Source organism: Bacillus sp. LBG-1-113 (assembly GCF_020708615.1).
In the GTDB taxonomy this organism is placed as follows: domain Bacteria; phylum Bacillota; class Bacilli; order Bacillales; family Bacillaceae; genus Bacillus; species Bacillus mojavensis.
Map to the genome: position 1 here is coordinate 13,706 of NZ_JAJFDG010000004.1, position 24,021 is coordinate 37,726.

18 protein-coding genes and 1 pseudogene are annotated in these 24,021 nt (G+C 43.9%); 10 read left to right on the top strand and 9 right to left on the bottom strand.

Translation table 11 applies throughout. From position 1 onward, the window contains the following. Nucleotides 1–65: 65 nt before the first annotated feature. On the bottom strand, nucleotides 66–2,567 hold the full coding sequence (locus tag LJF29_RS11925) for a tetratricopeptide repeat protein (protein WP_229148709.1): 2,502 nt from the start codon (nucleotides 2,565–2,567) through the stop codon (nucleotides 66–68). A gap of 233 nt (nucleotides 2,568–2,800) precedes the next feature. Here LJF29_RS11925 and gutB point away from each other — a divergent pair, with 233 nt between their 5' ends. The 3 genes from gutB (at nucleotide 2,801) to LJF29_RS11940 (ending at nucleotide 6,402) form a co-directional block, all read left to right on the top strand. After that, the gene (gene gutB, locus LJF29_RS11930) at nucleotides 2,801–3,862 is read left to right on the top strand and encodes a sorbitol dehydrogenase (RefSeq protein ID WP_229148711.1); all 1,062 of its coding nucleotides are present in this window, start codon (nucleotides 2,801–2,803) and stop codon (nucleotides 3,860–3,862) included. A gap of 83 nt (nucleotides 3,863–3,945) precedes the next feature. Continuing rightward, nucleotides 3,946–5,337, top strand: a complete 1,392-nt coding sequence (locus tag LJF29_RS11935) for a glycoside-pentoside-hexuronide (GPH):cation symporter (protein ID WP_229148712.1) — start codon at nucleotides 3,946–3,948, stop codon at nucleotides 5,335–5,337. A 102-nt stretch (nucleotides 5,338–5,439) separates the two neighbouring features. After that, nucleotides 5,440–6,402: a carbohydrate kinase family protein gene (locus LJF29_RS11940; protein WP_229148713.1), complete on the top strand. Its 963-nt coding sequence runs from the start codon at nucleotides 5,440–5,442 to the stop codon at nucleotides 6,400–6,402. Between the two features lie 59 nt (nucleotides 6,403–6,461). On the opposite strand, the gene LJF29_RS11945 is transcribed toward LJF29_RS11940, so the two are convergent. Beyond that, complete coding sequence (locus LJF29_RS11945) at nucleotides 6,462–7,457, bottom strand: potassium channel family protein (RefSeq protein ID WP_229148714.1); 996 nt, start codon at nucleotides 7,455–7,457, stop codon at nucleotides 6,462–6,464. A 615-nt stretch (nucleotides 7,458–8,072) separates the two neighbouring features. On the opposite strand from LJF29_RS11945, the gene LJF29_RS11950 reads away from it, so the two are divergent. Continuing rightward, complete coding sequence (locus tag LJF29_RS11950; protein WP_229148715.1) at nucleotides 8,073–9,494, top strand: sugar porter family MFS transporter; 1,422 nt, start codon at nucleotides 8,073–8,075, stop codon at nucleotides 9,492–9,494. A 48-nt stretch (nucleotides 9,495–9,542) separates the two neighbouring features. Here LJF29_RS11950 and bdhA read toward each other — a convergent pair whose 3' ends face one another. Then, nucleotides 9,543–10,583, bottom strand: coding sequence for a (R,R)-butanediol dehydrogenase (gene bdhA, locus LJF29_RS11955; RefSeq protein ID WP_229148716.1), 1,041 nt, complete (start codon nucleotides 10,581–10,583; stop codon nucleotides 9,543–9,545). A 441-nt stretch (nucleotides 10,584–11,024) separates the two neighbouring features. Between bdhA and walM the strand changes: the two genes are divergently transcribed. Together walM and LJF29_RS11965 are read left to right on the top strand one after the other, a co-directional pair. Beyond that, a complete protein-coding gene (gene walM, locus LJF29_RS11960; RefSeq protein WP_229148717.1) occupies nucleotides 11,025–11,396 on the top strand; it encodes a septal ring lytic transglycosylase RlpA family protein in 372 nt (123 codons plus the stop codon). A gap of 65 nt (nucleotides 11,397–11,461) precedes the next feature. Then, nucleotides 11,462–12,508 carry a hypothetical protein gene (locus tag LJF29_RS11965; protein WP_229148718.1) on the top strand — a complete coding sequence of 349 codons (1,047 nt, stop codon included), beginning with the start codon at nucleotides 11,462–11,464 and terminating at the stop codon, nucleotides 12,506–12,508. A 32-nt stretch (nucleotides 12,509–12,540) separates the two neighbouring features. Here LJF29_RS11965 and LJF29_RS11970 read toward each other — a convergent pair. From LJF29_RS11970 to gabP, 6 genes and pseudogenes are all read right to left on the bottom strand, one after another. Beyond that, nucleotides 12,541–12,685: pseudogene (locus tag LJF29_RS11970) on the bottom strand (hypothetical protein). 187 nt (nucleotides 12,686–12,872) lie between these two features. Then, nucleotides 12,873–13,082 carry a cold-shock protein gene (locus tag LJF29_RS11975; protein WP_010333227.1) on the bottom strand — a complete coding sequence of 70 codons (210 nt, stop codon included), beginning with the start codon at nucleotides 13,080–13,082 and terminating at the stop codon, nucleotides 12,873–12,875. A gap of 81 nt (nucleotides 13,083–13,163) precedes the next feature. After that, nucleotides 13,164–13,979, bottom strand: a complete 816-nt coding sequence (locus LJF29_RS11980; protein WP_229148719.1) for an alpha/beta fold hydrolase — start codon at nucleotides 13,977–13,979, stop codon at nucleotides 13,164–13,166. A 13-nt stretch (nucleotides 13,980–13,992) separates the two neighbouring features. Continuing rightward, nucleotides 13,993–14,979: a DUF4003 family protein gene (locus LJF29_RS11985; protein ID WP_229148720.1), complete on the bottom strand. Its 987-nt coding sequence runs from the start codon at nucleotides 14,977–14,979 to the stop codon at nucleotides 13,993–13,995. Nucleotides 14,980–15,082: 103 nt separating this feature from the next. Beyond that, nucleotides 15,083–16,624: an outer spore coat copper-dependent laccase CotA gene (cotA, locus tag LJF29_RS11990; protein ID WP_229148721.1), complete on the bottom strand. Its 1,542-nt coding sequence runs from the start codon at nucleotides 16,622–16,624 to the stop codon at nucleotides 15,083–15,085. 86 nt (nucleotides 16,625–16,710) lie between these two features. Then, entirely contained in the window at nucleotides 16,711–18,120 is a 1,410-nt protein-coding gene (gabP, locus tag LJF29_RS11995) for a GABA permease (RefSeq protein ID WP_010333231.1), read from the bottom strand. Between the two features lie 413 nt (nucleotides 18,121–18,533). On the opposite strand from gabP, the gene mneS reads away from it, so the two are divergent. The 4 genes from mneS to LJF29_RS12015 all read left to right on the top strand — a co-directional run bounded on the left by mneS (nucleotide 18,534) and on the right by LJF29_RS12015 (nucleotide 23,949). Then, a complete protein-coding gene (mneS, locus tag LJF29_RS12000) occupies nucleotides 18,534–19,406 on the top strand; it encodes a manganese transporter MneS (RefSeq protein WP_010333232.1) in 873 nt (290 codons plus the stop codon). 156 nt (nucleotides 19,407–19,562) lie between these two features. After that, nucleotides 19,563–20,528 (top strand): AAA family ATPase, encoded by a 966-nt coding sequence (locus LJF29_RS12005; RefSeq protein WP_010333233.1) that lies wholly within the window; start codon nucleotides 19,563–19,565, stop codon nucleotides 20,526–20,528. Then, nucleotides 20,525–21,721, top strand: a complete 1,197-nt coding sequence (locus tag LJF29_RS12010) for a DUF58 domain-containing protein (protein ID WP_229148722.1) — start codon at nucleotides 20,525–20,527, stop codon at nucleotides 21,719–21,721. Before LJF29_RS12005 ends, LJF29_RS12010 begins: the two co-directional genes overlap by 4 nt. A 20-nt stretch (nucleotides 21,722–21,741) precedes the next feature. Further along, complete coding sequence (locus LJF29_RS12015) at nucleotides 21,742–23,949, top strand: DUF4129 domain-containing transglutaminase family protein (RefSeq protein WP_229148723.1); 2,208 nt, start codon at nucleotides 21,742–21,744, stop codon at nucleotides 23,947–23,949. Nucleotides 23,950–24,021: the final 72 nt, after the last annotated feature.

Here is a 24,021-nt window from a genome sequence, read left to right on the forward strand (position 1 = left end):
GACTTCAGTTGGCCTTCTCTATTTATAATAAAGAAACTGAGTGAGATTCCTGACAGAACTACGTACTAGTCGTTTTCTTTAATCACCATTGCCAGTTGTTCCACCTCACCCCGAATCCCAATCGCAGGCTCCCACGAATCAATCAAACGAATCGCTTTCTGATTAGCTTCCATCGCTTTCGTTTTCTCTCCTTTACGGTTCAACAGCTGCGCCATCCCGTAAAAATAATAGATCAACTCAACCTGATTCGCGTTATGTTTATCATAAAGCATCTGCTCAAAAGCTTCTTCCGCTTTCTCAAACTGACCACACTTCACGTAAGCCACACCCAAATTGAAATAGGCTTCTACCGTTTTTTCGCCCCCATACATGGAGCTGATTTGATTTGCCGCTTCGTATAATTGAATGGCTTCTTCATTATGACCTTTCACAAAGCTCAGATCTCCGCGAACCAATAGAACTCTGTGCTGAATCGCAGGGGAAATCGGTTTATCTTTGATTTCGGTTAAAATCGCTTCCGCTTTTTCATGACTTCCGCCTTTTAAAAACAGCCTCGATTGCAGTGCGAGTCCCCATACCTTTAGATCGTGAACGTCTTGCTCTTCAGTTTCTGATTGTTCCAGCGTTTTCAGGCCGGCTTCAATTTGCTGAAGAGCCCCGTCTAAATCGTTGACTTCCATCAGTGCCCAGCCCGCTGTGTCGATTCTGAAGAAGGCTTCTCGTGTGTTTTGGCCTAATTGATGGGCGGCATCAGCGGCTTTACGTCCGTATTCGATTCGCAGGGGCAGGTTGATTCTGCTTAGAAAATGGCTGATGCGGGTGATGAGTTCGATTAGAATTTCTTTTTGATCGGTTTCGCTTGACCATTTGATCACCTTTAAGATGTTTGGCCATTCTTTTTTGATTTGGTTCAAATCACGTCCCAAGAGATAGCTCCAATAGATAGAGTTTGGCTGTTCCCGTTTTAAGTGGGTTTCTGCATAATGAATATAATAGTGCGCCCAGCGGCTGCGGGCTTCTGTTTCATATTCGTGATGTTCGGATAAGTGCTGTTCTCCGTAAGCGACAACGGTTTGGTGCGCTAAGTACTGTGTACTTCCTTTACTTCGTTCGGGCTGAATCAGAGCAAAAGACCGCATTTGTTCAACTGCGTAATGAAAACGGCGAGCGTCTAATCCGGCCGCTGCCGCCAGGCTTTTTTCATCTGGCGGCTTGCTGAAAAAGCATAGCACCTGCCATAGCTTCCATGTATCTTCATTGCATCTGTGCCATGTGCGCCCAAATAGAAAATCAAACAGATCTAATAGTGAGTAGCCTGCTTTTCCGAGCTCATGAATCAGCTGCTGAGCGGGCATGTCATCGTCTGACATATAGGCGATGCTGAGTGCCATGGCTTTCGGGTTTCGGGCTGTTGCTGAAATGAACCCGCTCTTCAGTTCTGGGGATAGTTCCAGCAGCTGCGCTAGCTTTTCTCGTTTAGTTGGATCGTTGCACATTTGCAGGCAGCGGTTCACTTCTTGATGAAAATATTCCAGGGCATCTGTTTGTTCAAGTCCGCTCAGCTGGATGGTTACCATTTCACCGAAGCCTTGCCGATAGGTTTGCTTCAAGTTTTCACGTGCTGTGAGGAGAACTTTCACGCCTTGAGGCAGGCTGGTGATAAATTCGTGAATGTCTCTTTCGGCAGTGTCTATGCTGTCCACGATCAGCAGGACCGGTTTTTCTCTAGTATAATTAGCAAGTGCATTGCGGACGACAAATCGTTTTTCGTTTATGGATTTATTGATTTGTTCCGTTCGACCGAGCTGATAGGCAATCGTATTTAAAAAATCACTAAAGCTTAATCCCTTCCAATCAGCACTGAGCCAGATGATGCTGTTGAATGCCGGCCAATCTGAGGAATCACCGCCGATACAGGAATAGGCTGCCTCAAGAGCAGTTGTCGTTTTCCCCATGCCTGCCCATCCGGTAATCAAACAGACGGGTGATGGGGAAAGCATCCATTGCCGTATCGCCTCGATGTCAAATCTTCGTCCTATAAAGTGACCCGACCAGCGTGACGGTAAGTTGTGTGTCAAAGGGATCTGTTCTGTAAGCGCATTCGTTTTATGGTCGAGAACATCAGGAAATAAACGCTTGACTGTTTTTTCAATATCTTGATCAAGCGGTGCTCCGAATGAATTGTCCTGCCGTACTATTTTCGCTTTTTTAAGACATGAGGCCGCCCATACAGGCAGTGCAGGTTTGATTACCGGTATAGTGGTGGTCTCAAGCAGGTCGGTAAACCACTGTATATTCATATCGGTTTTTTCAAGAATGATCCAGATCATTCCGAACAGTTTTCCGTCTTCAATTCTTCCGGGAACATAGTTCACACCCATCTGTCCGATCCAGCTTTTAATCGTGTTTGGGGAAACTCCCAGCTGGTGTGAAATGTTGTCTAAATAAGACTGTCCTGTTTTTTCGTTCTTATTTCTTCTGACTTTATAATCTGGATGAAGTTTTAATGACTTTACGCCAGGTGCCAGCAATTCTGCAAATTGTTTTCGATCTTCCAGTTCAGCCATAAAACCTGCACCTCCTATTAGTACTATTTTATCAATCCTGCTTGTTTTGTATATGAAAAATCAAAAAGTACAGTGCGGCTGTCCTTTTATACAGCATGAAAAGCTGTTGAACATGTTGAAAAGCAGATAAAATGAAAACAGTGACAGAAAATGAAAAAATGTATGCACTTACATTTCTTGATGAAGCGGCCATATGCCGTTAATAGTGTTCATAAAGAAAGGAATTTGCCGTAATGACTCACACAGTACCTAAAACCATGAAAGCAGCTATTATGCACAACACAAGAGAGATCAAAATTGAAACATTGCCTGTACCTGACATCAGCCAGGATGAAGTGTTGATTAAGGTGATGGCTGTCGGGATTTGCGGATCGGATTTGCATTACTATACAAACGGCAGAATAGGCAATTATGTAGTGGAAAAGCCATTTATCCTCGGACATGAGTGCGCGGGAGAAATCGCGGCTGTCGGCTCGTCAGTTGATCAATTCAAAGTCGGTGACCGCGTCGCTGTTGAACCTGGTGTTACGTGCGGACGCTGTGAGGCGTGCAAGGAAGGACGTTATAACCTTTGTCCGGATGTACAGTTTTTGGCCACACCGCCGGTAGACGGCGCGTTTGTACAATATATCAAAATCAGACAGGACTTTGTTTTCTCTATTCCAGATTCACTTTCTTATGAGGATGCTGCCTTGATTGAACCGTTTTCTGTCGGTATCCATGCAGCGGCGAGAACGAAGCTTCAGCCCGGATCAACGATTGCGATTATGGGGATGGGCCCTGTTGGGTTAATGGCTGTTGCGGCAGCTAAAGCATTTGGGGCAAGCACAATTATCGTGACCGACTTAGAGCCGCTGCGGTTAGAAGCTGCGAAAAAAATGGGAGCGACTCATATTATTAATATCCGTGAACAGGACGCGCTTGAAGAGATTAAAACGATAACGAATGATAGAGGCGTTGATGTTGCTTGGGAAACAGCGGGGAATCCAGCAGCATTGCAATCCGCACTGGCTTCTGTGCGCCGGGGCGGGAAACTGGCGATTGTTGGTTTGCCTTCGGAGAACGAGATCCCGCTTAATGTGCCGTTTATTGCGGACAATGAGATTGATATTTACGGGATCTTCCGTTATGCCAACACGTATCCGAAGGGAATCGAATTTCTCGCTTCAGGCATTGTCGACACGAAGCATCTTGTAACGGACCAATATTCGCTGGAGCAGACACAAGAGGCGATGGAGCGGGCACTGCAATTTAAGAATGAATGTTTAAAAGTGATGGTTTATCCGAATAGCTGAGTGAACAGGGAGAATCTCGTATTCTCCCTCTTATTTACTGGATTTGTAATCAATAATGAAAACGGATTCTTGGGGTGGGAAAGATGATCGAAACAGAAAAAGCAACGGTAATGAAGGCGAAACATCAAACAAAATCCAGTGCCGGTTTGTCCTGGCTTGAACGAATCGGATACGGCTTTGGTGATATGTCGTATAATATTGTGTTTCAATTTGTAAACGCATACCTGCTGTTTTATTATACGGACATCGGCGGCATACAGCCTGCGGTCATCGCCACATTATTTCTTGTTGTGCGGGTGCTGGATGCTATTTTTGACCCGATTATGGGGGTTATCTTAGATAAAACAAACACAAGGTGGGGAAAGGCAAGGCCTTATCTGCTGTGGGTTGCATTTCCTTTCGCATTATTTACTGTCCTGTGTTTCACCACGCCTCACTTTGGAGCAACGGGAAACATCGTCTATGCGTATATTACCTATATTCTGCTCGGCATGTCCTTTAGTATGCAAACGATTCCGGTGAACAGCTTAACGGGAAGGATGACGAATTCTGTAAAAGAAAGAACGGTATTAACAACGACTCGTATGATCTTGGTTTATGTCGGAATCCTTCTATCCATCTCCTGCGCAACACCGCTTGCAGCAGCTTTGGGAGGAGAGAACCAGGCATTTGGGTTTCAGATGACAGCTCTCGTCTATGCCATTGTTAGCATCGCTTTGAACCTTTTTAGTTTCTTTACTGTGCGTGAGCGGATTGCGCCTAAGAAAACAAAGAAACAGGGAATGAAAAAGAGGTTATCTGTTTTGTTTCAAAACAAACCTTTGCTGATTCTAACGTCATCATTTTTAGCATTTGCAATCGGGTTTAATATTAAAATCAGTACAATGGTGTACTACTTTACGTATAACGTGAATCATAAGGAACTGGTGTTCTTTGGAACCGTTTTATTTTTTGGCGCAGCCCTCATCAGTAACTTGTTTATTCCATACTTTTCTGAGAAGTGGGGCAGGAAAAATGTGATGATCATATCGGCCGCTTTGTCACTGATTTCGTATGCAGGTCTGCATTTTACGGCGTATTCTTCGGTGACGCTCATTTTCATCTGGCTATTTGCTTCAGGGTTCTTTACAACCCCTTTAAATACGCTTGCTTGGGGAATGGTTGCCGATTGTGTTGATTATGCGGAATGGAAGACAGGAGTTCGTGCCGACGGAGTGGTGATTTCCAGCATGAGTTTTATCAATAAGTTAGGTGTTGCACTGGCCGGTTCGTTTTCTGCGATCTATTTAGGAATCGCAGGATATGTGGCGAATACTGATCAAACCGTAACGTCACTGAATGCGATTAAACATATGAATGCTTTAATACCGGGACTGTTTATTTTACTCTCTATCATCATCATAGCCTTTTATCCTTTAACTGAAAAAAGATATAAACAGATCATCACCGAGCTGAGAAGAACTCCAGGTAAGTGAATATATTTAATATTTCCAATATTCGATGTAAAAGGTTGTATTTATGACTGAAAGTAATATACTGAGACTGTAATCTAGAATATGTAAAAAGAGTGTGATAACATGCGAAGTCAGTCTGTTGTTTGTATTGGGGAATTATTGATCGATTTCTTTTGTACCGATGTTGATGTTGATTTAATGGAAGGGCGCCATTTCTTAAAAAGTGCCGGGGGCGCCCCGGCAAATGTGTCAGCCGCTATTGCCAAGCTGGGAGGGAACGCTGCTTTCGCAGGAAAAGTAGGGAAGGATCCCTTTGGGTATTTTCTGAAGCAAACGTTAGATGCTGTTCATGTTGATACCTCTATGCTGGTGATGGATGAGAAAGCACCTACAACGCTTGCTTTTGTTTCATTAAAGAATAACGGAGAGCGTGATTTTGTTTTCAATAGGGGCGCGGATGCTCTGTTTACGATCGAAGATGTCGATCAGGATAAAATGAATCAAGCAAAAATCCTTCATTTTGGCTCAGCGACGGCATTGTTATCTGATCCGTTTTGTACAGCCTATTTACGGCTTATGTCCATTGCGAAGGATAAAGGGCAATTTCTTTCATTTGATCCTAACTATCGAGGGGATTTATGGAAGGGAAGAGTCTCTGAGTTTGTTAGTGCTGCAAAAAGAGCCATTGCTTTAAGTGATTTTGTTAAGGTGAGTGACGAGGAGCTGGAGATCATCACCGGTGCGAAGGATCATGAAGAGGGCGTCAATATCCTCCATGGCATCGGGGCCAAGATGGTTGCTGTGACTCTTGGGAAAAACGGAACACTGCTGTCTAATGGCAAGAAACATGAAATCATTCCGAGTATTCCTGTCACTTCGATTGATTCTACAGGAGCGGGAGACGCTTTTGTCGGTGCAGCCTTATTCAAATTAGCTGGTACAGATAAGATTCAATCGGTAGAAACTGATTTTAAGAAGCTGCGTGATATCGTATCTTTTGCCAATAAGGTGGGAGCGCTTGTCTGCACCAAAATTGGAGCGATAGATGCGCTGCCCAGCGTGAGAGAAATTGAAGTTTCTCTATAAACATCGAGGATGTTTCTTGAAAGTCTTTGGACTTTTGAGGAGGCATCCTCTTTTTTACTTTACTTTTGGACAGGCCACTTACGCGCACCCGCTTGAACAATGCCCAAAAGCAATTGCCGCCGTTCTTTTATAGATTTAATCGCTGTTCGAAAGGTTTGTTCTGATAGGGTTGGTATGCCGCATTCCCTTAGCTTCATAAGGTTGGGCTCCGGCGGTTCTTGTTCAGCCGGATGGATATATGCTGTATGAACGGTGTCTAAGTAGTTTTTAACACTTGAGCGCGCTTCTTTTATGTGCAGCTGATTCGGAAGATACTGCTTTGGAATGCCATATGTCAAAATGGTTAACGCTTCATCCAGTACAGTGACTGCAATCACGGACGATTCCTCACGCTGTGTGCTATGGTAAAAATGAAGAATGGGGAAGGCGTTATGCTGAGCGGTCAGCTTTCCCAGCTCTGAAGAAAATGTAGCGAGAAGCAGATCCATGTCGTGAAAATGTCTCCCGTTCCACGCAGTTTGGACAATCTCTGTTCCGTTATGCCCAAGACTCAGTACACTCTGGGCGAATGAGCGCTTTTGATTAACTGCGCTCAAGACAGAAATTAAATACGTGACAGAAAAAGTAATTGTAAGCAGACCTTCAGCTGTAGCACCGACTGTCACAAGCTTCCAAAGGGCTCCGTTCGGTGTAAGGTCGCCATTTCCTAATGTAAACATCACATATCCAGAAAAATAAGCTCGATCTGACCAGGAGGCTGGTTCTTTACTTTGAGTAACAACAAGAGAATGAGGGTCACTTGAGAAGATAAACGTCCAGCCGCTCCAAAATAAACCGATCCACACCAATAATGTCATGCATAACAGCAGGGGCCCTGCCGTACTGAGAACCTTTGCGTGATCTCCGCTGATCTTACGGAAGCCTTTCCACAGCCATGCAGATAAACATCTTGTGATCGGACCGGCTCCGCTCTCGAGCCATAATGTTGTCCATATAAAATCAATCATCCCCGCTGCCAACAATAAAATTCCTGCAATGATATAAATCTCATTCAATTTTATTGCCTCCTCCTATTCAATTAGAGCCAGCCATTTAGCCATCTTTATGTTTCTTTTCTATTTCCTTTTGTCTTGAATATGAAACAATCATTTGAATGTGTGAGCAGTGAATCATGCAGAGAAGATTTATATAGGAGAAGTTAACCAACACTTACTCATAATGAGGATGACAGAAATGTCGCATAACATACATAATGATTCCACATTCTCGGCAAGAAAAAAGTTCAATTTTCCTATGAAGTGGTCATTTTACCGACTTGAAGTGAAAAAAAATTCAGAAAATGATATTGACTGAAAGCGTTTTTATAATTATGATATTAGCAGAAGTAATAAATATATAACTACAATATTACTATAACAACACTAAAAAGTGACTATAAGATGACAACTCGTTAAGTCAGACACCAAAAATATACCCACTGTTGTTTAGTAATAATGAAATCGTTTCCAAAATAATTGACTTCAACGCATGCTGAAAAGAAGGGAAGGTTATATAGCCAGTGATAAGAGACATTTTGAACTTTTTTCTCGGCATTTGAGAAAGGTTGCAGCCCTAGAATACGTTTTTAAAATACGCAGTGATCGATTTTGAAAAAGACTGGGGGAAACGGTATGAATACAAAAGGCAGTCAAATGTCATTTTTACGCACAATTATTTTAGTTTCGACTTTCGGCGGGCTTCTCTTCGGTTATGATACCGGAGTATTAAATGGGGCTTTACCATATATGGGTGAGCCTGATCAGCTTAATCTCAATGCTATCACAGAGGGGCTCGTAACCAGTTCTCTTCTTTTTGGAGCTGCACTTGGAGCTGTGCTTGGCGGAAGGATGTCTGATTTTAACGGACGCCGCAAAAATATTCTTTTCCTTGCCATTATATTTTTTATCTCAACGATTGGATGTACACTGGCTCCAAACGTAACAATCATGATCATTTCCCGTTTTGTGCTTGGGATAGCCGTCGGGGGCGCATCAGTCACGGTGCCTGCTTATTTAGCTGAAATGTCACCTATGGAAAGCAGGGGACGGATGGTGACCCAGAATGAATTAATGATTGTATCCGGGCAGCTGTTGGCCTTTGTTTTTAATGCCATCCTCGGGACGACAATGGGGGACAGCTCCAATGTATGGAGATTTATGCTCGTGATAGCGTCTCTTCCGGCCGTATTCCTGTTCTTTGGAATGATCAGAATGCCTGAGAGTCCTCGCTGGCTTGTTTCAAAAGGAAGGAATGAAGATGCTTTAGGGGTTTTGAAGAAAATCAGAGACGAAAAACGCGCTGCATCTGAGCTGGCTGAAATTGAATCCGCTTTTAAAAAAGAGGATAAGCTTGAGAAAGCTACGTTTAAAGATCTCGCAGTGCCGTGGGTGCGCCGGATTGTATTCATAGGAATCGGAATTGCGATTGTACAGCAAATTACGGGTGTAAACTCCATCATGTATTACGGCACTGAAATTTTAAGAGATTCCGGGTTCCAAACGGAAGCAGCGCTGATCGGAAATATTGCCAATGGTGTGATCTCCGTTCTGGCTACGTTCGTCGGAATTTGGCTGCTCGGAAAAGTCGGTCGCCGGCCAATGCTGATTACAGGGCTGATCGGAACGACATCGGCATTGCTGCTGATCGGAATATTTTCACTTGTGCTGGAAGGATCGCCTGCACTTCCATATGTGGTTCTGTCGTTAACGGTTTCGTTCCTGGCATTTCAGCAGGGTGCGATTTCACCAGTGACGTGGCTGATGCTTTCAGAAATTTTCCCTCTGCGCCTTCGCGGCCTAGGAATGGGTGTTACGGTATTCTGCTTGTGGATGGTCAATTTCGCAGTCAGTCTGACATTCCCTATTTTGATGGCAGGCATTGGGTTATCAACAACGTTCTTCATCTTCGTTGCGCTGGGAATTTGCTCGATTCTGTTTGTGAACAAGTTTTTACCGGAAACAAAAGGTCTATCGCTTGAGCAGCTTGAGGAAAGCTTCCGTGCTCACGATCGCAGTGAGACTAAAGAAGAGGCCGGTGCTGAAGTGATTGGCTAAGAGGAATAAAAGAATCCGCACTTGAATGCGGATTCTTTATTAGTATGTTTAGTTTGGTCTGACAAGGATTTTCACTTGGTTTTTCTCTTTGATCAGAGATCCGAAGCCCTCTTCGATTAGATCGTCTAACACGATTTTTTTCGTAACGAGTTTATCGGCTGAGAAATAGCCTTCTTTCATTAATGACAATACAGCTGGGAATACGTCACGGTACCCGATGATTCCTTTCACTGTGCGTTCCTTGATTACGATATCATTCGGATGAATTTCAGCGCCTTTTTCCCAGATGCTGACGATCACTGTCTCACCGGCAATTGTTGTAGATTGGATAGCTTGGCGTAAAACGACTGGAACCCCGGTTACTTCAAAGGCTACGTCAACGCCGCCACCTGTAAGGTCTGTGATATGGGCCACTACATCGTCTGTTTTGGAAGGATCCACGATAATGGCGCCAAGCTCCTCAGCTTTTTGCTGGCGCTCAGGTGAGAGCTCAACAGCGTAAATTTCAGTAGCACCGGCAGCTTTCAGCGCTTCAATGACAAGTAGTCCAATCGGGCCGCAGCCGAATACAGCCGCTTTGTCACCGGCTTTGATTTTGCTTGAGCGGACAGCGTATAAAGCGACCGCAGAAGGTTCAACGAGTGCGCCTTGTTCATATGATAATTCCTCAGGAAGTTTGAATAACAGCTCTTCATCTACAGAGACGTATTCGGAGAATCCGCCGCCTCCTCCGGCTAAGCCGAGGAATCCCATTTGTTCATCAAGGTTGTACGCGCCCTGATGTCCGTGTGTTGCAAAAATCGGTTCCACAACGACTCGGTCTCCGATTTTATAGTTTTCAACACCTTCCCCGACTTCAACAACTTCCCCGGAGAATTCATGCCCCATTGTGACAGGTGCTGTTTCTTTTGTTAAAGGATGGGGTTTGTCCACCGGGATAAAAATCGGGCCTCCTAAATACTCGTGTAAATCACTGCCGCAGATGCCGCACCATTTGACTTTGATCTTGACTTTTCCCGGTTCCACTTTTGGCTCTTCAATATTTTCAATACGGATATCCTTTTGGTTATGCCATCTAGCTGCCTTCATGGATTACCACTCCTATATCTTTTGATATGAGTAATTCCGCACCGATCAATATGAACTGTTCACAAAATCGCCATTTTTAAAAACCAAAAAAAGATAAAACTTATATATAATATAGACTACGTTTTTTTGAAAAAAGAAACTTTGAAGAAAAAAGAGTCTCGCACACTCTTTTTTCTTTATAATGAGAGAGTAAGAATCGTTTACATAACTATGAATTTGGCTTGAACAATACGGTAATGGTTCGTTCATATTGAATGCGTCAACTACTCTATCAACAATTATAACGCTAACACTGCAATTATAATAGGATAATCTTCCATGGTTTATTTTAGTAGAGGACATTTTTTTGACTTTGTAACATTACTGTAAGGATATTGAAATAAAAAATCCCCGGTTGATCGTGTATAATTTTTCCTAGATGTTAACAAACAGGGGGACGAAATGTTGAAGAAAGTCATTTTAGCCGCTTTTATCTTAGTAGGAAGTACTTTGGGAGCTTTCAGTTTTTCGGCAGATGCCAATGCGAAACATGTGAACGGAAATATTACTTGGTATAACGGAGTTGGGAAAAAAGGCTCTTCAGGTAAAAAACTTGGACATTGGGACTGTGCGACAAAGATCGGATTTGACGTACCTAGAAATGGGACAAAAATCAGAGCTTATGCAAAAGCGAAACCTAAAAAGGTCATTACGGTTTATAAAAATGATGTTGGCAGAATGCCTAATGCAGTGCTGGATGTAAGCCCTAAAGCGTTTAAAGCGCTGGGATACCCATTAAGCAAAGGAAAAGTATCGGGGCATTACAGCTATTAATACATAGTTTAAATCTGTAAAGCAAGAAGTCGCATTCTTGCTTTTTCTATTGGTGGAGATAAGAGATGAAAAAAGGAATCGTTTTATTGGCTATCGTCGTTGTTTTGGCGGCAGCTGCGGGTTTTATGTTTTATTCTTTTAAAGATAAAGGCAGTGAGAGTGCGGCCGATGTTTCCGTGAGCACGGAGAACAATGAGAAGCTTCTGGTTTCGATTACCGATACCGATCTTCTGACGAAGTATTATGAAAATGATAAGGTGATCCATGAGGAGAAGCTGACCAGCTATCCGGCGTTTGCCTTGGATCAAGAGCAGCAGGCGCTCTATTATACAAGCAATAACGATCAAAATGAGATGAGGCTTTTTAAGCTTGATCTTAAGTCTGATAAGAAAACTATGCTTTATAAAGGTCCGGAAAGCGCGGACAGCTTGTTTTTATCAAAGGATCGCTCAAAAATTTATTTCCGTTTAGGAAAAGCGGACGAAAGCAATTTTCGTATCGCATCCTTTGATTTGAAAACGAAGAAGTACAAAAATCTGTATCCTGCCGCTAATGACCAGGATGACAGCGTCAGCAGCTTCTTTTATAACCAAAAAACAGATTCATTTGCATTGCTTCATTATTCTGTAGAAGAAGACTACAAAAAAACGGATGAAGCCAATGAGAAGGGAATCGATCCTGAGCCGACAAAGATTCGTTTTTCGACCGGTCATGAAAGCGGCCTTCATGAGCTTAAGAGCCTGGAGCAATTTATCAGTGATATTGCTGTTTCTGATGATGATAAACGAATTTTGTTTACGTCATATACACAAAAAGGCACGGAGCAAACAGCTTCTATTCAAATGCTGAATGCAGACACGAAAACCTATGAAAAAATCATTTCAAATCAGAAAACGTATAAGCTGTTAATTGACGCGCAGCCGCAGTTCTCCAAGGACGGAAAGAAAATTTATTTCCTTGCCGAAGCCAAAGGGGCTAAAAAGCTGAAGGACGAAACAGGGCGTGAAGCCAAGGTTCGGACAATATATTCTTATGACCTTGACACGAAGACGTTCAAAAAAGTATGGGAAAATCCGAATGGCATCATCAATAGTTTTTCTGTCATCAACTGAAAAAATCACTCAGCACATGCTGAGTGATTTTTTTAATGGACGAGGTGCAGGGCAAATGATCCGAGCCATTTAAAGAAACGAATAATTGGTATTGACCGCACATAAGTTTATAGCCAAGTTCAACTTTTTGTCTGAAGCTCGTTTCTCCAGGTCAGCCTGCTGTTGGTTTTTGATCACATCATCACCCCTCATATCCATATTATACCATAATCAAAAGTGAAAAAGCCCGAAACGTTTACAGTTTTGGGCTTCATTATCTTGGCCTCTCGTCAAACCGGGAGGCCTTGCTATTGGATATAAGATTTGCTTCTCTGATCGAGGATTGTTCGCTGATAGAGACTGCTTTTTAAAAAAAAGGGAAGAGCTAACTTGTTTTCGTTTGGCTGTTGTTTTGGAGATTCACTAATGAACGAATGCCTTCGACCATTTTACTTCCGCACAAAGGGCACAATGGCGTGTCACTGCTGGCGAAGTTTTTTCTGGTCCAGCCGTTGCAGTCTTCTTTTGTGCATTCCCAAGTACTCACATCTTCCTTTGGCAGCGGTTCTTGATTTCGTTTATTATAGTAAGACATAAAGTCACTTCTTCCCTCATGTATTTTACTGCACATTCTTATTGTCTCATACTTTGCCCTAATCTCCTAATTCCTTTTTCTTTATGACTTTCCAATCCGCTCATCTAAAAAGGACAGGAGCGTTCTGTTGAAAGCATCCGGTTCTTCTAAAAACGGACAATGGCTGCTCTTAGAAAATGTAACGAGCTTTGAGTTTGGAATATGTTCACACAGGTGTTCTCCGGCTTCTATTGAGAAAAATTTGCGGTCTTCTCCGAAGCATAACAATGTCGGCACATGAACGTTTTGAATGGATTCGCGATAATCAGCTGCCGTTTGATTAAATAAAATCGTGCTTGAAATGGCTGCCGGCTGTTTCAACATTTCGGCAAGCATCCATTCTGTTTCTGTTGATGCAGGCGGCTCTGCGAACATATTATTGATGAAGCTTTTGTAGAATGGAAGCGGGTCAGTTTGAATAGCGTGCATTGATGTTTTCAAGCCGTCAAAGTCAAACGGGCCGTGTCCCCAGCCGTCCCATTGGTAGTCGGAAGCCGATTGATCGACGATAACAGCGGCTCGAATGTTATCATTCCCAAATTGATTGATATAATCCCATACCACGAAAGCGCCCATTGACCAGCCGACAAGGACGGCAGGATCAAGCTCCATCGCACACATAAATTCCTTAATATCACGGGCGTATTGGGAAATGGTGTGTCCATGAAGAACTTTGTCGGATTCGCCGTGCCCTCTAAGATCGAGACGAATACATTGATAATTGGCAGATAGCGCTGAAAGTTGTTTGTGGAAAAATTGTCCGCTCATAAGCACGCCGTGTATAAATAGGATTGGTGTCCCGATGCCGTGAGTTTCGTAGTATAGTCGGGTCTGATCTTCTAATGTGATGTATGGCATGTTTTCTCCTCCTTTAGTTTCCGTCATGCGAATGAATGGCTGATGAACTGATGATCACAGCTGTCGCGGCTGCTTGCTGTGCTTGGATGGCTGTTTCAATAGCTGTGTACAGCCCTGATTCCATCAGCAGATTTTTCTCCATATACTCGCTGAGATATAAACTGACAGCAATTTTGAAATTCATATCCTTTTCCCATTTAAATGCTTTTTCTTGGTTCAGTTCATGCGCAATGCCCAAAACGGTTTTGATATCCGGCTCTTCCAAGAATGTGAGGAGGGAGAGATCGGGATAATGAAAATCTTTTGGCTTTTTATGAGATTCAGTAATGGATTGAAAGATATGTTTGCATTGGGATACAAGGAATTCAGGGTCTTTTTCACTTTGCAGAGCAAGAATATGGCTGACGTGTTGTAAGTATTGGCCTTTTTTAAAGCCGTTAGAGGACAGCAGCTGGTAACATGATTCTGCCTTGTTCAGCGCCTGCAACCCTTTTCCGTTTTGGGCAAGCAATACGGCAAGCGGAACATTTTGAGTTGAAGTGAGAAAATAGTGATTTTTCTTCATCTGCTGATAAACAGAGAGCCCCATGTTCATCTGTTCTCTTTGGTTTATCGTTTCGGTCTTGCCGGTGAGCAAGATCAGAGCGGAAATGTACGTGAAAATATCCCGTTTATAACCAAGCCTCACCATTTGGTTGTATACATCGATGAACGTAAGAAACGCTTGTTTCGCCTCATGCTGAAAATGAATATCCAGAATTGATGCGACAGTAAATCGGTGGTGAGAATTGAGTGTTGAAAAGCTGCCGATGTTTGATTTTATATAGCTGCTCAAATCATAAAAGCGCTGAAAATCAAAATCTCTTTTATTCACAATATATGCAGAGGAGATGAGCATTAATATCTGATTATGAGCAACTTTCCATCTTAATTTTGATTTTAATTCGTCATAAATTGAAATGTATTGAGTTGTTTTATCTTTGAGATCGTTTGTCAGCATAGTAAGCAGCTCCTTTTTTCGCTGTTTCTAAGTTATACGATTTATGGAAGAAAAAGTTTCATAGATAAAAAAACCTGCCTGCAGCAGGCAAGTTTTTTGGGTCTTATTTATGGGGGTCAATCACATCCATCGGTCTCATCATGTCATAGTCTTCATGCTCAAGAATGTGGCAATGCCATACGTACCGCCCAGTGTATGGCCCGAATGTTACGGCGATTCTCAGGACTTCACCGGCGTGGGACTGAACCGTGTCTTTCCAGCCTTTTTCACTTGGTGGCGGCGGAACGGCGGGTCCGGTGTAGAACAGTTCTCCGCGCTCTTCAAAGCGGGCTGTATCAAACGGGCGCCGGTCTAATACACGGAAGGAGACCAAATGAAGATGGATGGGATGTGTTCCGCGTGTCGGATTGATGATCGACCATATTTCGGTAGAACCGACTTTCGGTGCTTCAGTGACAGGATCGTGCCAGCGTTTGTTGTTAAGAAGAAGGACGGGTCTGCCGTATTGATCTTGAGTTCCTGCCAGCTTCAATGTTCGGAGGTTTTGTATTCTTTCGTGCTGCACTGAAGGGTAAGATGCCAGGTATTTTGGCTTTCTGCTTTCGTCTTTTTGGGCTAACGGTTTTGTGACCCTGAATTGCATGATGTTTGCGTCTGTTTCCGGATTAACATCGCCTCCGCAGCCCTCGCTGTTTGCTAAAATAATCGATTGTCCTTCAAACGCGGCGAAGTCAATGAGAATATCAAAGCGCTCAGCCGGCGCGATACTGAAAGAGTTTAGCTTGACGGAGCGCGGCAAAAGTCCGCCGTCAGAACCGATCTGGATAAATTCTCCGCCATTATCAAGTGACAGGTTATATGTTCTCGTATTAGAGGCATTGATGACGCGGAAGCGGTATTTTCTCGGTTCGACCTCCATGTATGGCCATGCCTTCCCGTTGACGAGAATTGTATCTCCGCAAAAGGCTGGAACGATTGACGGATTAGGCAGTGACGGTGAAGGGTTTTCCGGTCCGCTCGGATAAAATAAAGAGCCATCTTCATTAATCGTACGGTCCGTGATTAAAAGCGGCACATCGTATTCACCTGATGGAAGCTTTAGGCGTTTTTCCTTTGGATCATGAATGATATAAGCGCCGATGAGCCCGGCATACACATTCAGCCTCGTCAGTGCCATGGCATGATCGTGATACCACAAAATAGCTCCGCGCTGCTGATTTGGATAATGGTAAACCTCACGTTTAAAATAAGGTCCTGTTTGTTCAAAGTCTTTAGAAAACCACGCCTCAGGATAACCGTCACTATCATCAGGAGTGACGCCACCGTGTAAATGAACGACGGTTTTTACCTCGGGTTCGGCATGCTGGCTGTCACTGTGATGAATGGTGTGATCAATCGGTAGGAAATGCTCTGAAGGAAGGTTATTCATCCATTTCACATAAACGTTTTCATTTCTGTTGGCTTCAATGGTAGGGCCGGGAAATAAACCATTATAGCCCCACAGGCGGGTTGGAGGGAGATCGCGGTGAAGCTGATGGTAGCATTCCTCCATGGTTACTTCGTAGTATGTGCTATCTTTTGACTGCTGTACCGGCTTTAGTGTATCTGGGATTGGGAGAGCATCCGCAAATTTTTCAAGTGTCATTTTCATCTGTCCTTATTTAAATTTTCCTAATTGGTACTATAGTTAATGACATTATGGACGTGAAGGTGACAAAAAAAATCCTGCCGTTAAGGCAGGATATCGGGCTGTTGCTGAGTAACCTGTTTGGCTGATGCTTTTTCAGACACCTTGCGTTTTCTGAACACAAGATAAGAAAGCAACACGATGCCTGTGATAAAGCCTGTCAGCAGCAGTTCATCTCTCATTGATTCAATAAATGCCATGGATACTAAAATACCGCAGATGGCAATAATGGTCACGTAGGTTAAGAACGGGAAGAACCACATCTTGATCTTCAATGCTTCCGGGTTTGTTTTTTCGAGACTTTTTCGCATTCTCAGCTGGGAAACAGCGATGACAAGATAGACGAGCAGGGCGATTGCGCCTGATGAGTTAACTAAGAATAAAAAGACGGTGTCAGGTGAGAAGTAGTTCATTACGACCGCAATATAAGAGAAAAATGTTCCGGCAACAATTGCTTGTACGGGAACTCCTTTTTTGCTCAGTTTCATAAAGCGGCGCGGCGCTTCGTTTCTTTCTGCAAGTGAATACAGCATTCTGGATGTGGTGTACAAACCTGAATTCAGGCAAGAAAGTACAGCTGTGAGGACGATAAAGTTCATAATCTGCGCGGCTGCCGGCACTCCAATATGCTCAAGAACAGCGACGAAAGGGCTTTCTAAAATATTAGCTGAGTTCCAAGGCAGAAGTGCCACGACAACGGCGATTGAACCAACGTAAAAGACAATGATGCGCCACACAACGGATCGGGTCGCTTTTGTTACGGATTGAACCGGGTTTGATGTTTCACCGGCAGCAATCGCAACAATCTCCGTTCCCATAAAGGAGAAGATTACGACAACAATTCCGAGCAATACAGAGCCTATGCCTTCAGGGAAAAATCCGCCTTGGCCCGTAATATTTGCGAAACCGACTGGATCACTGCCTGGGGCGAAGCCAAAAATAAATGCAAAACCAACGATTAAGAATGCGATGATTGTAACAACTTTAATGAGGGAGAACCAATATTCAAACTCACCAAACGATTTAACAGAGTAGATGTTTGTCAGAGTGAGTAAAATCGTCAAAATTAGGCTCGTCATCCACAGCGGAATATCGTGGAACCAGTATTGGATAATGCCGGCTCCCGCGATTGCTTCAATAGCGATGACAATAACCCAGAAAAACCAATAGAGCCAGCCGATTGCAAATCCGGCCCACGGTCCGATAGCGTCATGAGCGTATTGGGAAAATGATCCGCTTGTCGGGTTTACGGCCGACATTTCACCAAGCATCCGCATGATAAAGATGACCAGTAATCCGGCTAATGCATAGGAGACAATGGCACCGGGCCCGGTCGAGTGAATCACTGAACCGCTGCCAACAAATAGTCCGGCTCCGATGACGCCGGCGATAGAAATCATCGTCATATGTCGGGTCTTTAATTCTTTTTTTAATCCTGATTGAGACTGGTTCATATGTTACCTCCTTGAAGAATAGAGTTGTTACTGAATATTATGATAATTGAAACTGTAACATAAATATACATTTTGTCGAAAATTTATGTCAGAAAATATAACAGTTTATTTCAAATTTGTCGGGTTTTGTTTGCTGTTTTTGGAGTGCGTATGTTCGAAATAAAAGAAAAAATTTTCCGTCAATTATTCGTTTTTTCGATTTGTTATATTTTTGAAAAAGTGTTGATTGGCTAGAAGTATTGGCATGATTGGGTTTGAAACACTTTTTATAAATGAAAATTTGTTGCGTTAAGTAAAAAGAGTTCTACCGTCACTATTTTTCTGTGGTGAGTGAATCATGTTTCTATAGACCCACTGCTGTTCAGCTTTGTATCATAATGATAGGAAAACGTGAGCGGAAAGGAGGTTTTTTTATGGAGAGATATGATGAATTGAAAAAGGGAGAATCCGGGGCGCTGGTCAGTATTGCCGCGTATCTTGTGCTGTCCGCGATTAAGCTGATCATCGGTTATGTATTCCACTCGGAAGCTCTTACGGCAGACGGGTTAAATAACACAACCGACATTATTGCTTCTGTTGCTGTGCTGATCGGTCTCCGCATCTCTCAAAAGCCTCCTGATGAAGATCATCCTTACGGCCACTTTCGGGCGGAAACAATTGCATCCCTTATCGCATCGTTTATTATGATGGTTGTCGGCCTGCAAGTGCTTTTCAGCGCCGGTGAATCTATTTTTTCTGTGAAAGAAGAGACACCGGACATCATTGCGGCTTGGACGGCTGCAGGCGGGGCAGTCATGATGCTGATTGTCTATCAGTACAACAAAAGGCTTGCTAAAAAGGTGAACAGCCAAGCGCTGCTTGCGGCAGCTGCTGATAATAAGTCGGACGCGTTCGTCAGTGTCGGCACGTTTATCGGTATTTTGGCCGCGCAATTCCATCTGGCATGGATTGATACAGTGACAGCGTTTGTCATTGGCCTTCTCATTTGCAAAACGGCATGGGATATTTTCAAAGAATCATCGCATTCATTGACGGATGGCTTTGACGTAAAGGACATGTCCGATTATAAACAGACGATTGAAAAAATCTCCGGTGTCAGCCGTTTAAAAGACATCAAGGCGAGATATTTAGGCAGCTCTGTTCACGTAGATGTGGTGGTTGAAGTGTCCTCAGAGTTAAATATTACAGAGAGCCATGATATCGCGAATGAAATTGAGCGGAGAATGAAGGAGGAGCATGCGATTGATTATTCGCATGTTCATATGGAGCCTTTGGAAAACAAATAACTGGTAAAGAGCTTCCTGTCATGGGAAGCTTTTTTTGTTTGAATGGCCTGTATGTATTGGTAACAATTTGTAGAATCGTTTTTTTATACAGGTCGTTTTTTGTGGTAAAGTTAGGTTACTATATGATGAATTTTGTAGATGACTAGGAGGAAGAGAATGTCATACCAAGAAGACCTGCATCCTTTGCTGGGGAAAGCAGTTGAACATATCGATAAAGTAATGGTTGGAAAACGAGACATCGCAAAACTCAGCTTAGCAGCTATTCTTGCCAAAGGACATGTGCTGCTTGAAGATGTGCCGGGCGTAGGGAAAACGATGATGGTTCGCGCTCTGGCGAAATCAATCGGCGCAGATTTTAAACGAATTCAATTCACACCGGATTTGCTGCCCTCCGATGTAACGGGTGTTTCTATCTATAATGCGAAATCAATGGAGTTCGAATACCGGCCGGGCCCGATTATGGGGAATATCGTGCTGGCTGACGAAATCAACCGAACATCTCCTAAGACACAGTCTGCCTTGCTTGAAGCGATGGAAGAGGGAAGCGTCACGGTTGATGGCAATACAATGCCGCTTGCCGCTCCATTTTTTGTCATGGCAACACAAAATCCAGTGGAATATGAAGGGACATATCCTTTGCCGGAAGCCCAGCTTGACCGTTTTTTATTTAAACTTCGCATGGGCTATCCGTCCTTTGAAGAGGAATTCGATGTCTTATCTCTTCAGGAAAAAAGCCATCCGATTGAGACACTTGAGCCTGTGATTTCAAAAGAAGAATTCATTCGCCTGCAAAGAGAAGTGCAGGATGTCCGTGCCGATGACAGCATGAAGGAATATATTGTCGAAATCGTGCAGAAGACGAGACAGCATGCTTCAGTTCACTTAGGCGTCAGTCCGCGCGGATCCATCGGACTTATGAAAGCGGCCCAGGCCTTTGCGCTGCTTCATGGCCGCGATTATGTCATTCCGGATGATATTCAATATCTAGCTCCTTATACGCTGCCGCACCGGATGCTTCTGCAGCCGGAAGCAAAATTCGAAGGGGTTCAGGCAGAAACAATCGTACGGGAGATCATGTCAAACGTGAAAGTTCCGGTTCAAAGGTCGTCGGTCCGCCGATGAAAAAGACATTTCAATGGTTGTTGTACGGGTGGAAACTGCTCGCATTAACGTTATTGACGGGTGCTGTTTTCTCTTATGCAATGTTTCAGGGCGGCTTTGTCAGCTGGTTTTTGTTTTATGCATTTCTCCCTTTTGTTGTATACGCCGGGCTGCTGGCGATGTACCCTCTCCGCTCTTTTCAGGTGTTGCGGCATATCGTCAAAACGCAATTGCATGCGGGAGACAGGCTGGAAGCTTCAATTACGCTTAAAAGAAAACTGCCGTTTCCCCTGATGTATATGGTGATTGAAGATTGTCTGCCGTCAGGGTTAGAGCCATTAAACGGAGATGAAGCTTTGGCCAAACAGCTGGTGTTTCCGTGGTTCAAACGGAGCATCACGATGTCATATCAAATAGCGCCAGTACCGCGTGGAGAACATCATTTTCATGCCGTCAGGGTGCGGGCCGGGGATGTTCTCGGCCTGATTGAAAAAACGGCGTTTTATGGAGCTGATGATGCGGTGTTTGTTTATCCGTCCTTTCAGTCTCTTCAGTATCAGCTGAATGAGCGTTATCAGGAAGATGGCGTAAGCGGGGCATCGCCTGTTCATCAGCACCAGTCTTCAGTCGCAGCGAGTGTAAGGAACTATCAGCCGGGAGACCGTTTTGCGGCGTTAGACTGGAAGACTTCGGCCAGAAGGAGCCAGCTGATGACGAAGGAATTCGAACCGTCGAAAAGCAAAAACCTGTTTCTTCTGATGGACCGTTTTAGCTCTGACGGATTCGAAGAGGTTGTTTCCGTGACAGCTTCAATTCTTCATTCTGTTTTAAAAAATAGCGCAGGAGCAGGTCTGGCTTCAATCGGTAAGGAAAGGTCCATTTTTCCGATTCAGGAGGGTGAGCAGCATTTTAAACACATGCTGCATCATTTAGCCGTTTGCGATTGTAATGCTGCTGACCGCGTAAGCCGCTATGCACGTGAGGAGCTTGGGAAGCCGTCTGTTCGCCAGGCTGATAAAGTGATTGTCACGGGACAGATCACTGAGGATTTGATGAAAATGCCAGAAGCAGGGATTAGCCCGGTTACCATTATACTCGCAAAAGAGAAAGACGCCGATCTTTCTCAGGGTGAGTATAGGATGATCGAACGCTTGCTGAAACACCAAATCAGAGTTCAAATCATGAGAGGCGGGCGAGCTTCGCGTGTTGTTTAGAAAGAGAGGTGACGGTGTACATGCCGCTTGATGATCAGAAGGGAAGCCGTTTGAGCTTGCTGTTATTTTATTTTCTGGCTTTTTTATTGCTGTGGGAGTGGCTCAGGCCGCTGGATCATTTTACTGGCACGAAGCATACGGGCTTTTTTATTGTCTTTATCGGCTTGACGTTTCTGCTGACTTTTTTCAGGATGAGGTGGTTTGTCACCGTTCCTTTTTGTGTCTTATTTACGTTCATTTCGATACACATATTGTTTTACGAAGGGTCTATTTTTGACTTGAGCTGGATCAGCTCTTTTTTACAGGACGTCTATTTGAATATCACATTTATTCAGACAGGACAATGGAATGATATGATTCCTTCTTTTCGGACCCTGCTGTTTTTTGTGCTGCTGTGGCTGCTGGTCTATCTCCTCCATTACTGGGTGATTTACCAGAGGAGAATCTTATTTTTCTTTATGATGACAGTGGCATATATTACGATTCTTGATACATTTACGCCTTATGACGCTTCCTACGCCGTTATCCGTATCGTGCTGATTGGTTTCTTTATGATGGGCCTTCTGTATTTGGAACGCATTAAGCTGATGGAACGAATAACACTACCGAAAGCGTCTGTTCTGAAATGGTTTCTCCCCCTGTCTGTGCTGATTTTGGCCGCGGTGGGATTTGGGCTTGCCGCGCCGAAATCAGATCCGAAGTGGCCGGATCCCGTTCCTTTTCTCAAAAAAGTCACCAATCAAGATCGGGTGCCGGCAGGAGAAAGTAAAATCGGATACGGGAATCACGATGAATCGCTTGGCGGTCCGTTTCAGCAGGACGATACCCCTGTTTTCACGTGGCAGGGAAAAGAGCGCACATATTTCCGGGTGGAAACGAAGGATACATATACGGGAAAAGGCTGGATTGAAACAGATACAGGCATGTCGTATCAGCTTAGCGGCGGCAATGTGGAAAATCTGTGGTTTGATCATAAGGTTTCCACAGAGCGAAACACTGTACGCGTAAAGGTCGATGAGCATTATGGATATAACCATGTAATGTATCCGATTGGTGCGCAAAATATTAAGCCTAAGCAGGCCGTCTCACTTGAAATGAACGGGAACACTGAACAAATAACTCCGATCAGTGAGCAGAGCGGTGATATTCGGAACATGGGCAGTTATACAGTGACGTACAATTCCCCGGTCTATAAACAGGATGAGCTGAAAAAAGTGAAAGTAAGACAAAACAGTGAGGAGTACACATTCAGCGATCGCTATATGCAACTGCCTGATACACTTCCTGAGCGGGTGAAAAACCTTGCGATAAAGCTGACTGAGGGCCAGGATAATATGTTTGATAAGGTGAAAGCTATTGAGGACTATTTAGGATCAAATGAGTTCACCTATGAAACAGAAAACGTGACCGTCCCTAAAGATGACGAAGATTATGTGGATCAATTTCTGTTTGAAACAAAGATAGGCTATTGTGATAACTTTTCGTCCTCGATGGTGGTGCTCCTGCGTTCAGCTGGCATTCCGGCACGCTGGGTAAAGGGATATACGTCAGGTGAATATAAAGAAGCGGGGAACAAAAAAGGCAGCATCTATGAAGTGACAAATAACAATGCCCATTCTTGGGTAGAAGTGTATTTTCCAGAGCAGGGCTGGGTCACTTTTGAGCCGACAAAAGGATTCACAAATCCGGCTGAGTTTGCGTCCTCTGATAAAAAGGATTCCGGCAGCGAGAGCAGCAATCCGCCTGAGAAAGCAAAAGAGGAGGACCAGAAAGAAGAGAGAAAACAGCCGGAGAAAGAGGAAAAACAAAAGGAAAAACGTGAGCCTGCTGTTTCTAAAAAAACGCCGTCTGCGCATGCAAGTGTTAGCACAGGCTGGTATGTCGCCATTGCTGCGGTGCTTTTGGCAGCGGTGTTGCTGTATGTATTCCGTTCGTTATGGCTGCCTGTTTTCACAGTGAGAAAATGGAAGCTCCGCAGTGATCAGCATGTGTTTTTTGAGGCATACGGCGCGCTTCTGAAACAGATGAAAAGAAGAGGCCTGCCCAAACGTGACAGCGAAACGCTGCGGGAATATGCAAAACGAATTGACGAAACATATCATTCTGAAGACATGTTAAAGCTGACAGCAAACTATGAGCGGGCGCTGTACAGAAATGATGATGCGGCAAAGCTTTGGAATGATTCCAGAGAGTTATGGGAAAATTTAATTAAAAGAAGATGGTCTTGACCGCTTATCGACGTGTTGTTAGAATTAGTGAATATTATCGGAGTCTGGGAGCGAGTTGCCTGACTCCGGCAA